Annotated in this window: 11 protein-coding genes and 2 pseudogenes; 8 read left to right on the forward strand and 5 right to left on the reverse strand. The window is 42.3% G+C overall.

Features of this window, described 5'->3' with window-relative positions:
• Positions 1 to 479, forward strand: a pseudogene (locus tag ACE5CV_RS00565) (chromosome segregation protein SMC); the annotation flags it as partial.
• A gap of 53 nt (positions 480 to 532) precedes the next feature.
• Here the strand turns inward: ACE5CV_RS00565 and ACE5CV_RS00570 are convergent.
• From ACE5CV_RS00570 to ACE5CV_RS00585, 4 genes are read right to left on the reverse strand one after another with little or no spacing between them, the layout of a single operon-like run.
• Entirely contained in the window at positions 533 to 2,122 is a 1,590-nt protein-coding gene (locus tag ACE5CV_RS00570; protein WP_374948202.1) for a S41 family peptidase, read from the reverse strand.
• A gap of 45 nt (positions 2,123 to 2,167) precedes the next feature.
• A complete protein-coding gene (locus ACE5CV_RS00575) occupies positions 2,168 to 2,788 on the reverse strand; it encodes an HAD family hydrolase (protein WP_374948203.1) in 621 nt (206 codons plus the stop codon).
• On the reverse strand, positions 2,769 to 3,074 hold the full coding sequence (locus ACE5CV_RS00580; protein ID WP_374948204.1) for a hypothetical protein: 306 nt from the start codon (positions 3,072 to 3,074) through the stop codon (positions 2,769 to 2,771). Before ACE5CV_RS00580 ends, ACE5CV_RS00575 begins: the two co-directional genes overlap by 20 nt.
• Positions 3,075 to 3,734, reverse strand: coding sequence for an ABC transporter ATP-binding protein (locus ACE5CV_RS00585; protein ID WP_374948205.1), 660 nt, complete (start codon positions 3,732 to 3,734; stop codon positions 3,075 to 3,077).
• Positions 3,735 to 3,913: 179 nt separating this feature from the next.
• On the opposite strand from ACE5CV_RS00585, the gene sucC reads away from it, so the two are divergent.
• The 5 genes from sucC (at position 3,914) to nhaA (ending at position 9,329) form a co-directional block, all read left to right on the forward strand.
• A complete protein-coding gene (sucC, locus tag ACE5CV_RS00590) occupies positions 3,914 to 5,107 on the forward strand; it encodes an ADP-forming succinate--CoA ligase subunit beta (protein WP_374948206.1) in 1,194 nt (397 codons plus the stop codon).
• Between the two features lie 229 nt (positions 5,108 to 5,336).
• Positions 5,337 to 6,611 carry a PQQ-binding-like beta-propeller repeat protein gene (locus ACE5CV_RS00595; RefSeq protein WP_374948207.1) on the forward strand — a complete coding sequence of 425 codons (1,275 nt, stop codon included), beginning with the start codon at positions 5,337 to 5,339 and terminating at the stop codon, positions 6,609 to 6,611.
• 225 nt (positions 6,612 to 6,836) lie between these two features.
• The gene (locus ACE5CV_RS00600; protein ID WP_374948208.1) at positions 6,837 to 7,370 is read left to right on the forward strand and encodes a YceI family protein; all 534 of its coding nucleotides are present in this window, start codon (positions 6,837 to 6,839) and stop codon (positions 7,368 to 7,370) included.
• A gap of 165 nt (positions 7,371 to 7,535) precedes the next feature.
• On the forward strand, positions 7,536 to 8,156 hold the full coding sequence (locus ACE5CV_RS00605) for an L-threonylcarbamoyladenylate synthase (RefSeq protein ID WP_374948209.1): 621 nt from the start codon (positions 7,536 to 7,538) through the stop codon (positions 8,154 to 8,156).
• 30 nt (positions 8,157 to 8,186) lie between these two features.
• On the forward strand, positions 8,187 to 9,329 hold the full coding sequence (gene nhaA / locus ACE5CV_RS00610; protein ID WP_374948210.1) for a Na+/H+ antiporter NhaA: 1,143 nt from the start codon (positions 8,187 to 8,189) through the stop codon (positions 9,327 to 9,329).
• Here the strand turns inward: nhaA and trpA are convergent.
• Positions 9,313 to 10,089, reverse strand: coding sequence for a tryptophan synthase subunit alpha (trpA, locus tag ACE5CV_RS00615; RefSeq protein ID WP_374948211.1), 777 nt, complete (start codon positions 10,087 to 10,089; stop codon positions 9,313 to 9,315). The genes nhaA and trpA overlap by 17 nt on opposite strands.
• Before the next feature lie 335 nt (positions 10,090 to 10,424).
• Between trpA and ACE5CV_RS00620 the strand changes: the two genes are divergently transcribed.
• On the forward strand, positions 10,425 to 11,921 hold the full coding sequence (locus ACE5CV_RS00620; RefSeq protein WP_374948212.1) for a sodium:solute symporter: 1,497 nt from the start codon (positions 10,425 to 10,427) through the stop codon (positions 11,919 to 11,921).
• 92 nt (positions 11,922 to 12,013) lie between these two features.
• A pseudogene (locus tag ACE5CV_RS00625) lies at positions 12,014 to 12,188 on the forward strand (TIGR00730 family Rossman fold protein); the annotation flags it as partial.

Below are 12,188 nucleotides of genomic sequence, written 5' to 3' on the forward strand. Positions count from 1 at the left end.
ACGATACCGCCCGCGAAAAGTTTATGGCTGCATTCATAATGGTACGCGAGAACTTTATCAAGGTATTCCGCTCCTTGTTTAATGAGCATGACTCCTGCGATTTGATATTAAGCGACCCGGAGCGGCCGCTTGAATCGGATATCGACATTATTGCCAGGCCTAAGGGTAAACGTCCGCTGTCTATCAACCAGCTTTCGGGCGGCGAAAAAACACTTACCGCCACGGCAATCTTATTTTCGTTATACCTGCTTAAACCGGCGCCCTTTTGTATTTTCGACGAGGTTGATGCTCCGCTGGATGATACCAACATTGATAAGTTCAACAACATCATCCGCAAGTTTTCGCAGGAGTCTCAATTTATCATTATATCGCACAATAAACGCACCATTGCCTGTACTGATATTGTTTATGGTGTAACTATGGTTGAGCAAGGCATATCTCGGGTAGTACCGGTAGATTTACGCGAATTTGCAGAATAAAAAAAGGCAGATGATCGCTCACCTGCCTTTCTTCATGAGAAACTTTCTCCTGCTTATTTTTTTAGCTTAAGGTTACTTTTATTAAAGATCATCCCTTTAAACTTGTCATTATCAAGCATCAAACCGGCAGCGCTTGCCTGGTCTATACTAAATGTTTTGTTAGATAAACTCTGAATAGCCGGTGAGTTGGAAGTAAACGTACCCGTTTTAACATAGGTTAAAGCGCGTGCAAGTAAACCTTCGTTAACGTCACCAAAATCTTTGGTTACATCGTCAGATGCCCGCACACCGGGATATTCGGTTGATCCAGGTGTCATACCCGCATAATAGCCGCCTTTCAAATCAGCATTTTTGGTCTCAAACTCCGGCACATACATTTGATATTTATTAATATCAATATCAAAGAACCCAACCGGCTTACCGTAGCTGGTAGTACCTATCAGTTTTACATCCAGTGTTTTAATAGCGCGGATGTTGTTAATGGTCAATTCGCTTGCAGATGCTGTAGAACCTGTTACAATAAAGAACACCTTGGTAAGGTTATTAAGCGTAACCGGTATACCAGTTTTAGTAAAATTAACAACGTTACCGTTCACCGAGTAATCGAACTGAGCGTAATTGTAGGTGGTTGCACCATCTTTACGTACCTGGTTTTTAAGCAACGACGCTTTGCCGTTAGCCAGTTTATCGTTGAAATAAGTGTAATACATTGGCGATCCGGCCTTAGCAGCCGGGGCAATTAAGTTAGTCAGGTATTCTGCTGTAGCCACATAACCACCACCGTTATAACGCAGATCTACAACCAGGTCGGTAACGCCCTGGGTTGCAAAATCACTAAACGCCTGGTTAAGTTTAGCATTTGCATTGGCCGGAGATGTAAAACTATTGAAAACGATATAACCTACTTTACGGCCGTTACCGGCATCTATTACTTTTTCACTTAATACAGGGTTAAGGGTATACGTTGCAACAGCCAGGCTGGCATTAAACGTGGTGCCATCAAAACGTTTAAGCGTCATGGTGATGTTGTTACTATTTGCGTAAGCATTTATCACAAAATTCACGTTAGCGCCAGAACCGCCGGCATCCGCATCATAGGCTAAAGCAGTACGACCATTTATAGCGGTGATCACATAACCACGTTTGATACCCGCCAGATCTGCAGGCGAACCCGGATATACGTAGCGGATACGCAGATCATTAATATCTGCATAAAGCGGAGCAAATCCAAAATCGCCTTTGATACCGTTCAAAGATTCAGACACACCGCCCTCATCAATAAAAGAGTATTTAGCGCTGCCTGGTTCTGCCGGATAATATTCATAAGGTTTACCTGTTTCCGTATTGATTTTAAACTGCGAGATCTGATCAACTTCTTTTTGAAGCGTGGCCAGGTCAGAGCTGCCAGTAATAGAGCGTGGGTTGAACTTGGCATAGGTTGGTAATCCATCATACCAATAATAAGCTTCCTGCGCATATAAAAATACCGAATCGCGCATCAGATCGAGCGCACTGCCGGTTTTTGACGGCGCTATTTCGGTACCGCCGCTGCCGGGTTGCGTGCCCGGGTCATTATTGCCTTTCTTGCATGACGACACCACGACTATTAAAAACAATAAAGCGGCGTAAAATACTTTTTGCATAGTTTAATTAATTATATGCTGGTTAACGAATTGCGTGATTTATTATTATCGTACGATATTACTTATATTGATACAATCTATCCCTGCTGATTCGGCGCAAAGCCTGTCAGTTTCCGAGTTTTCGATCATCAGCATATCCCTCCTTGTTAAGTTATGCTCTTGCATGATCTTTTCTAAAACGTCGGTCTCTGGTTTAGGTACAGTTTCGTTGGCAAAGTAGCAGATCAGGTAAGGCTCCAGTCCGTGCCATTCTATCTGCTTGATCTTGTTCAGCTGTTTTGCCGGGTCTCCATTGGTAACTATAAAAACCTTTTTTCGATCTGTTACCACATCCTGCAAAAAGGTAAGCACGTTTTGGAACAACAGTAACTTCAGCGGCAACTTCGCCGTGACCATCAATTCGTTCAGGTTAACGCGGTATTTCTCATCAACACCAAACTTATCCTTAATAGCGTCAAAGGCAGCGGCTTCCCCTTTATCATTATACGCAGCAACTAACGTTTCGGTTGTGGCTTTGGCATCATTTAATTCAGTATACTCCAATAAGCCGGCAAACAAATAATAAACCTGGTAAACGTAATCCTTTTCGGGATAGAGCACGTTGTCCAACTCAAAAATAAAGGCCTTTTTACCAGGATCAACGTCGTTATAAGTAACTGTTGCCATCAGTAATTTTAATATTGTATTCGTTAAAAAGTTGTTCGGCGGTCACCAAGGCATTCATTTCTGATGCTGTTAAGGCATATATCTGCTCAATATTATTATCAAGGCTTAAAGTGAGCATCTGGTGGGCATATGCATCTGCAGCAGGATTTGGCAACTTGATAACCGTTTTACCCATAAATGCAGGCAATTCAATAAAATCGCCAAGTAAAATATCATGTTGTTGCTGTAGAAACCCTTTAAGCTTGTGTGCTTTAGCTGATGTAGCGGAGGTTATTAATACTTTCAATTATATATTATCTACTATTTTTCCGTCTTTCATTAATATTGTCCGGTCGGCCATATCGGCCAGGTCTTCGTTATGGGTAACAATAACAAACGTTTGGTCGAAATCGTTACGCAGCTTCACAAACAATTCATGAAGCTCCAGCGCATTAACCGAGTCCAGGTTACCGGAGGGTTCATCGGCGAAGATGAGTGCCGGTTTGTTGATCAGTGCACGTGCCACGGCCACCCTTTGCTGCTCGCCGCCAGATAGTTGCGCCGGTTTGTGGTTAATACGGTGGGCTAAACCCAGCATTTCCAATAGTTCTTTGGCCCGCTTTTCGGCATCAGCTTTAGGTACGCCCGCTATAAAGGCTGGCATGCAAACATTTTCAATAGCGTTAAACTCTACCAGCAGGTGATGAAACTGAAATATGAAGCCGATCTTTTGATTGCGGAACGCGCTTAAATTCTTGTTATTTAGCTTACTAACCTCAACACCCTCAATAAATAGTTGACCAGAGTCCGGATTGTCTAAAGTGCCGAGGATATTCAGCAAAGAACTTTTACCGGCGCCAGAAGCCCCTACTATGGTGACTATCTCGCCTTTTTTAACCTCAAGATCTACCCCTTTGAGGATATGCAGCTGCCCGTACGATTTATTAATAGATTGTGCTTTTAGCATGGGCAAATTTAATGAATACAGATTAGTAAATTAGCGACTGCCGGCGATTTTTCATTCTAAAAACAACAATAAATCATTAAAAAATTACAAAAAAATAGTTCTTTTTATAACAAAACCATACTGTTTTAACCCAAATCTCTAAAACAAAATAGTAGCTTTACCGCAAATCTTCAAACAACATGAACATTCACGAATATCAGGGCAAAGCGATACTAAAAAGCTTTGGCGTTAGAGTACAGGAAGGCATAGTTGCAGATACACCTGAAGAGGCTGTTGCTGCTGCTCAGAAAATGAAGGAAGACTATGGGTCGGACTGGACAGTTATAAAAGCTCAAATCCATGCAGGCGGCCGCGGTAAAGGTGGCGGCGTAAAGCTGGCTAAAAATCAGGATCAGGTTAAAGAGATTGCAGGCAACATTATTGGCATGCAACTGGTAACTCCGCAAACCGGTCCCGAAGGTAAACTGGTTAAAAAGGTATTGGTAGCACAAGATGTTTACTACCCCGGCGAAAGTGAAACTAAAGAATTTTATATCAGCGTTTTACTTGACCGTGCCAAAGGCCGTAATATTATCATGTACAGTACCGAAGGTGGTATGGACATTGAAGAGGTTGCCCACTCAACACCGGAGTTGATCCACAAAGAAGAAATAGACCCTAAGGTTGGTTTGCAAGGCTTCCAGGCGCGTAAAATTGCGTTTAACCTGGGCCTGTCTGGCGATGCCTTTAAGGATATGGTGAAATTCATCACTGCTTTATATAAAGCCTACGATGCAACAGATTCATCACAGTTTGAAATTAACCCGGTATTAAAAACATCTGATAATAAGATCCTGGCCGTTGACGCCAAGGTAAACATTGATGATAACGCATTATACCGCCACCCGGATTACGCTGCTTTACGTGATACTGACGAGGAAGACCCTACCGAAGTTGAAGCAAGTAAAAGCAACCTTAACTATGTAAAGCTTGACGGTAACGTAGGCTGTATGGTTAACGGCGCTGGTTTGGCAATGGCAACAATGGATATTATTAAACTTGCCGGCGGCGAGCCTGCAAACTTCCTTGACGTAGGCGGAACAGCCAATGCGCAAACTGTTAAAGCAGGTTTCAACATTATCCTATCTGATCCTAACGTTAAAGCAATCCTGATCAACATTTTTGGTGGTATTGTACGTTGTGACCGCGTTGCACAGGGCGTAATTGATGCTTATCATGAAATCGGCAACATCCCGGTGCCAATCATTGTACGTTTACAGGGTACCAATGCTAAAGAAGCTAAAGACCTGATCGATAATTCGGGCCTTCAAGTTTTCTCGGCTATCCTGTTAAAAGATGCCGCAGATCGCGTTAAAGAAGTGTTGGCTAAATAGTAACACTATCATAATATGTTAAAGGGGCCTTGTGCCCCTTTTTTGTTGCTATTTTGTTAAAAATTGGCGAGGTCAACCATATCCGATTAAGATTCAACATTTGTGAGATTCGGATTTATTACTTAAAATTATATTTTAAATATTAAAGGGAAATCACGTAAAATATAAAACCACATTCAGATTAGGCCTTATAATTTTCGCCAACTGAACGTGCTAAACGCAATAGAATATGAAAATCAAATCAATCCATATTTGCGTAATGGTAATTTTATCTATGGTTACAATTGCCGGATGTAAAAAAGATGCGCCTAAAACAGATACCCTTGCGGTGGCGCCACTACCAGATTCGATAATGTTTGTAAATACATTTGATAGTAAGTCGGGCACCACTATTTACTTGTTAAATGCTGTCAACGGCTCATTATCAACCAAATATAACTACCCTGCCGACCCTGCTACCACCTGGAGCTACCCGGTTGCAGGCAACGGCTTTTTATACAGCCTGCAAAACAATAAGATCAACGCGATTGATATGAAAACAGGCGCTGTAAAGTGGACGGATGCTGTAGATAACGCAGCTGTCCCGGTTTTACATGATCAAACTTTTTACGGTGTTTATCGAGACAATACTACATTTTACGTGTACGCGCTTGATGCAACAAAATCCACTAAAGAGTATTTATGGAAATACCAGGTAACCGGTGCGCCCTCGTTAATCAATTATTACAATGGTGTAATTTATGTATCGCAAGACCAAACGAATTTGATTGCTTTGGATGCTAACACGGGTGTGTTAAAATGGAGGCTATCTACAGCATACTCTTTAGCAGCCCTGGGCGACGGGATAATTATGGTTGGATATACGGCGGTTGATGCAAGTACTGGAACTGCAATTGGAACAATTAAGCCTGTTGCCATACCACCCGCGTTTGGTGCTAATACCTCAAATATGATATCCTCGTTGCAATATGCAACTAAAGACTTTTACTATGTTACCAGCACCCATTTCAACAACCCGCCAGGTTTATCAAAAACATTTCTGAGTGCTATAGACCGAACCGGAGCCGAAAAATGGCGTATAGACTACGGCGGCGGCCAGGCTGTTTTCGATAGTTCAAAATATATCACACAAACCTGGAATAACAAATTGGTCATAAAAAAACTGCAAAACACCGGTGCAGGAAAGTACGGTTCTTCAACAACAGAAGCTCATCAGCTGATTAACCCAACTAACGGGGCAATCATTTTAAAATTTGATGATGATAACAAGGGCGCTACATTGAGTAGTTATATCGCTAATAACACGGTTTATTTACATAAAAGATTTGAATCGACCTTAAACGGCCTGCCATCTACTCCACCGGCTGCGAATTACCTTTTAACCATTGATCTTTTAACAGGCAAACAAAAGTGGAGTAATGACAAGTTGGTTGATGGTTATGAAGGGGCCGTATCCAGTTGTGTGTACGCTGGTGGTAAAGGTTTTTCGCCATTGATACAATAACGCAGCAATCCTGCTAATCTATGCCTGAAATAATTTGACCAGGTGTTGTCTGCGGAAATAAACCTTAACCTTGTTTATTCTTTGGATTAAACATTAATCGCGACTATAAGTTTAAACTGATATTGTCTGCACATTGTAATTATTGAAATCAATAATAGATGTTTAAACATATATTATTATATTTGTATAATATTCAATAAGAAACAACAACTAAAACATAAAATTATGGCAACAGCAACTAAATGGGTTTTAGACCCTATGCACTCAGAGGTTCAGTTCAAAGTAAAACACCTGGTCATCTCAACCATAACCGGTTCTTTCAAAACTTTTGAAGGTACACTTACTACCGAAAATGATGACTTTAGCAACGCCGAAGTTGAATTTTCATTAGATGTGGACAGCATCGACACCAACCAACCTCAACGCGATGAGCACCTTAAGGCGGGCGAATTTTTTGATGCCGCTACTTATCCAAAAATCTCTTTTAAGTCAACATCTTTTGTTAAAGATGGCGACGAATATAAACTAAACGGTGATTTGACCATTAAAGATGTTACTAAACCGGTAACCCTTGATGTTGAGCATGGTGGTGTAGCAGGCGATTTTTATGGCAACACAAAAGCGGGTTTTGAAGTAACCGGCAAAATCAACCGTAAAGATTTTGGTTTGGTTTGGGATGGCGTTACTGAAGCAGGTTCAGTAGTGTTAGGTTCAGATATTAAATTGATCATCAACGTACAATTCGCTAAACAAGCATAATCCTGATATCGGATTCCCGATACTAATTTTAATACAGCGTTTACGCTAAGCCCTATTTAAAAATGCCGGATGTAACAATTGTCCGGCATTTTTGTATTTTAATATACCTTAAATTTGTTCGCAAATAAGCTCGGCGTTGAAAACCGACATTCGAAATATTTTACTATGCTGATCAGAATCTATCCGGAAAATCCAAACGAAAAAGCTATTGAGCAGGTTGCCGACGTGCTGCGCAAAGGCGGCGTTATCATCTACCCTACTGATACCGTTTATGGATTGGGCTGCGATATCACCAATCAAAAGGCAATTGAAAAAGTAGCCCGTATTCGTAATATTAAACCCGAGAAGGCTAATTTCTCATTCATCTGTTATGATCTAAGCCACATATCAGATTACATCAAGCCTATTGACAATACCACCTTCCGCGTATTGAAAAAGGCACTGCCGGGGCCCTTTACCTTTATATTTAATGCTAGCCACGCAGTGCCCAAATTGCTAAGCTCCAACAAAAAAACGGTAGGTATCCGCGTACCCGATAATAATATAGCGCGTGACATTGTAAAGGCCTTAGGCAATCCTATCTTATCCACTTCTATACATGATGAAGATGACATTATTGAATACTCTACCGATCCGGAACTGATCTACGAAAAGTACCAGGACCTTGTGGATATGGTGATAGACGGCGGCTACGGCGATAATGTGCCATCAACCGTAGTAGATTGTACAAACGGCGACTTTGAGATCGTCCGCGAAGGCAAAGGCATATTGGAAGAGTATTTATAATGATATCTTTAGCCTTCAAATCAGCCGATATTGATTAATTATATACAACAGTTTAAGGAGTTCGTCAGATCTAACGCTACAGGCGGAAACTTGCTGGTTGTATGCATTTTGGCCGCCCTTATCATGGCCAATAGCGGCATCAGCAGCACCTACAACGCCGCACTACAATATCAGTTGGGTGCTTTTACTGTCACCAGCTGGATAAACGACGGTTTAATGGCGATCTTTTTCCTGCTTGTGGGACTGGAGATAAAGGACGAAGCGTTAAACGGTGAACTATCAAACATCCGGGCGGCCACGCTGCCCATTTTCGCAGCTGTTGGTGGCATGCTGATACCCGCATTGCTTTACTACCTGGTTACCAGGGGCACTCCTGATGCAGGCGGCTGGGGCATCCCCATGGCTACAGATATCGCTTTTGTGGTAGCCATTATCAATGTCATCAAAAAGAAAGTACCACTATCGCTGCAGGTGTTTATAAAAGCGCTGGCAATTGTTGATGACCTGGGCGCGATAATCGTAATCGCCATTTTTTATTCCGCAGGCCTGCATTCCACCTATCTTCTATTGGCAGGAGTTACTTTCACTATTCAGCTTTTGCTTAACCGTTTTGGTGTACGTCATCTGTGGGCGTATCTTGTGCCGGGCATCTTTTTATGGTACTTTGTTCATCACAGTGGTATTCACGCTACAGTTGCCGGGGTACTTACTGCAATGACTATTCCCTATAAAGTCAAGGCCAACTACAGTCCGCTAAAAAAGCTGATCCACTTGTTAGAGAACCCGGTTAATTACTTTATCATCCCCGTTTTTGCGCTGGCCAACAGTAATATCAATTTTGCAGAAGGATTAAAGAACGGCAATCATATCAGCGGGTTATCGGCAGGCATTTTACTGGGGCTTGTGCTGGGCAAACCGGTTGGTATTACGCTGTTTAGCTGGTTGGCGGTAAAGATGCGTTTATCGCAATTGGGCCACCGGGTAAAATGGGTGCAGGTTTGGGGGATCGGGCAGTTAGCCGGCATTGGCTTCACCATGTCGATATTTATCACGCTGCTCTCGTTCGGAGATGCTGAAATTCAAAATCAAGCCAAATTTACTATTCTTATTGCGTCATCCCTGGCAGCTTTTACCGGCTATATGATCTTAAATAAGATCAGGACGAAGACTTGATGCCTTTAATAAACGCCGGGATCTTGTTCATATAATCATCCTGAGCTAATAATTTTACAAACGCACTGCCCACAATAGCGCCGTTGGCATACTCGCAGGCCTTGCTAAAGGTTTTGTTATTAGAGATGCCAAAACCGATGATGGCGGGGTTGTTCAGCTCCATTGCCTTAACGCGTTTATAGTAGGCCTCAATGCTATCTGTTAATTGCAAACTGCCCCCTGTTACAGATGAGGACGATAGCAGATAGATAAAGCTATTGCTTAACTGATCTATCTTCCGTATACGCTCTTCGGATGTTTGCGGGGTAACCAGGAATATGTTGCTAAGCTTGTTATCTTCAAAGTGGTTACTGTACAGCAACTCGTACTCGTACATCGGCAAATCCGGCACAATGATACCATCTACGCCTACTGCGGCTGCTTGTTTACAAAAACGCTCAACGCCGTACTGTACTATGGGGTTTACGTAGCCCATCAGCAAAACCGGGATGTTAACCCGGCTGCGCAGCTCTTTTAATTCCTCAAATAATACGTTCAATGTCATTCCGTTATTGAGCGCGGTTTCAGAACTATGCTGAACGGTAGGTCCGTCTGCAACCGGGTCTGAATAAGGAAAACCTATTTCCAGGAAATCTGCGCCGGCTTTTTCCAACGCTTCGGCAATATCAACGGTAGTATTTAAAGCGGGGTAACCGGCAGTATAGTATATCGAAAGCAAGTCATGCTCCTTTTCTGCAAAAAGTTTGTTCAGTCGGTTCATCGGGGCGGTTGTGTTAGCCATATCGTATCGGTAAGCAAATCAGCCTTGGTAAGGCATTGCAAAAATATTGTTAATTACCGTCTTTTTTAATTTTAAATAAACAACAGGTGCTATGAATAAGCAATTTAACCAGGTTTCAATTATCTACGAACCCTTCGTAATTATGTTAACCCACTATTTTTACATACTATTGATATTCAACAACTTAAAGGTGTTTTTTGCAAAAAAGTGTAAACCTTTGTTAATAGTTGTACCTGTTTTTACAATTGCGCAGGCTGCTTATTTGCTTGCTAAGTATCAAACTGCTACTTTAGCTTACATTGTCAATTATAATTATGGCGCCGGGTATACTCCTTACTTTTATTGTCGGTTACTTTTTAGTGCTGCTGATCATATCGCATCTAACCTCTAAGAATTCATCAGATAACGATACCTTCTTTGTGGCTAACCGCAACTCCAAATGGTACCTGGTAGCGTTTGGGATGATAGGCACTGCCCTTAGCGGGGTAACCTTTATATCTGTACCCGGTAAAGTTGGTGCACCAAGCGGCGATCAATTTGCCTACTTCCAGTTTGTGTTAGGCAATGCCGCCGGTTTTTTGATCATTGCCACGGTACTGCTGCCCCTATACTACCGCCTGAAACTGACATCTATTTACAGCTATATTGAAGGCGCATTAGGCACCTGGAGTTATAAAACTGCTGCTGCGATATTCCTGCTCAGCCGTACCATCGGCTCGGCCTTCAGGTTGTACCTGGTGGTTATTGTGCTGCAGCGCTTTATATTTGATAGTTACCACATACCCTTCGCGGCAACGGTGCTGATATGCCTGGTGCTGATATGGTCATACACCTACAAAGGCGGTTTAAAAACAATCATAATTACCGATAGCCTGCAAACGCTGTTCCTGGTATCGTCGGTCTTTCTATCCATATTTTTTATCTGCCGCAGTCTAAATATGAACATCTTCCAGGCTGCCGAAGCTATCAAGGCAAGCAGTTACTCAAAAGTGTTTTTCTTTAATGATTTCCTGAGCAGCAAGTTCCACTTTAGCAAGCAGTTTTTAGGTGGGATGTTCATCACTATCGGCATGACGGGACTTGATCAGGACCTGATGCAAAAAAACCTGAGCCTTAAAAACATCCGCGAAGCACAAAAGAACATGTTCAGCTTTACGGGGGTGTTCGTCATCATCAATATATTCTTTTTAAGCGTGGGCGCCTTGCTGTACATTTACGCCCAACGATACGGCATCAATGTAGAGAAAACCGATTACCTGTACCCTACCATTGCGCTACAATACCTGGGCATTATACCCGCTATGGTTTTTATGCTGGGGTTAACGGCGGCTACCTTTGCTACTACAGACTCGGCACTGACGGCATTGACCACCTCCTTTTGTGTTGACTTCCTAAACTTTAATAAGCGGGACGACGTGAACAGCAAAAAAATGGTGAGCGTGCGGCACTACGTACACATCGCTTTTTCAGGATTAATGTTTTTGACAATCATAGCCTTTAATGCCCTTAATAATGATGCCGTTGTTACGGCCATATTTAAAGTTGCATCATATACCTACGGGCCGCTGTTGGGGCTTTACAGCTTTGGATTGTTTGTGGCCAGCAGGCAGGTGCAAGATAAGCTGGTACCTTTCATTTGCCTTATATCACCCGCTATATGCTATTTCCTGAGCACCGAATCTAAAAAATACCTGGGCGGTTACGTATTTGATAACGAACTGATCATTGTGAACGGATTAATTACATTTGTCGGCCTTTGGCTGAGCTCACGCCCTAAGGTCGGTAAGACGCTAAGTCCCCAAGTAATTTAGTATCGAAACCGAAATCCAAATTTGTTGTAGTATAACTGAATAATAACTTCCGGATGCACCGACTTCTCGGACTTTCGGACTAATTTTTTAACATGACTGGTGAAGATAAAATAAGACAAGCATTTGAGAATAAAAATTGGCAGGAAATTAAGGTTACCGATTCCTGGCAGATCTTTAAAATAATGGCCGAGTTTGTAGACGGCTTTGAGAAGCTGGCCAAGATAGGCCCCTGCGTTTCCATTTTTGGCTCCGCACGTACCAAAAACG

It is taken from the genome of Mucilaginibacter sp., assembly GCF_964263795.1.
Taxonomy (GTDB): domain Bacteria; phylum Bacteroidota; class Bacteroidia; order Sphingobacteriales; family Sphingobacteriaceae; genus Mucilaginibacter.

Bases quoted from the DNA above. Each gene is read 5' to 3' on its own strand.
- ACE5CV_RS00570 (WP_374948202.1), bottom strand. From the start codon at position 2,122: ATGCAAAAAGTATTTTACGCCGCTTTATTGTTTTTAATAGTCGTGGTG.
- ACE5CV_RS00575 (WP_374948203.1), bottom strand. From the start codon at position 2,788: ATGGCAACAGTTACTTATAACGACGTTGATCCTGGTAAAAAGGCCTTT.
- ACE5CV_RS00585 (WP_374948205.1), bottom strand. From the start codon at position 3,734: ATGCTAAAAGCACAATCTATTAATAAATCGTACGGGCAGCTGCATATC.
- sucC (WP_374948206.1), top strand. From the start codon at position 3,914: ATGAACATTCACGAATATCAGGGCAAAGCGATACTAAAAAGCTTTGGC.
- ACE5CV_RS00595 (WP_374948207.1), top strand. From the start codon at position 5,337: ATGAAAATCAAATCAATCCATATTTGCGTAATGGTAATTTTATCTATG.
- ACE5CV_RS00600 (WP_374948208.1), top strand. From the start codon at position 6,837: ATGGCAACAGCAACTAAATGGGTTTTAGACCCTATGCACTCAGAGGTT.
- ACE5CV_RS00605 (WP_374948209.1), top strand. From the start codon at position 7,536: ATGCTGATCAGAATCTATCCGGAAAATCCAAACGAAAAAGCTATTGAG.
- trpA (WP_374948211.1), bottom strand. From the start codon at position 10,089: ATGAACCGACTGAACAAACTTTTTGCAGAAAAGGAGCATGACTTGCTT.
- ACE5CV_RS00620 (WP_374948212.1), top strand. From the start codon at position 10,425: ATGGCGCCGGGTATACTCCTTACTTTTATTGTCGGTTACTTTTTAGTG.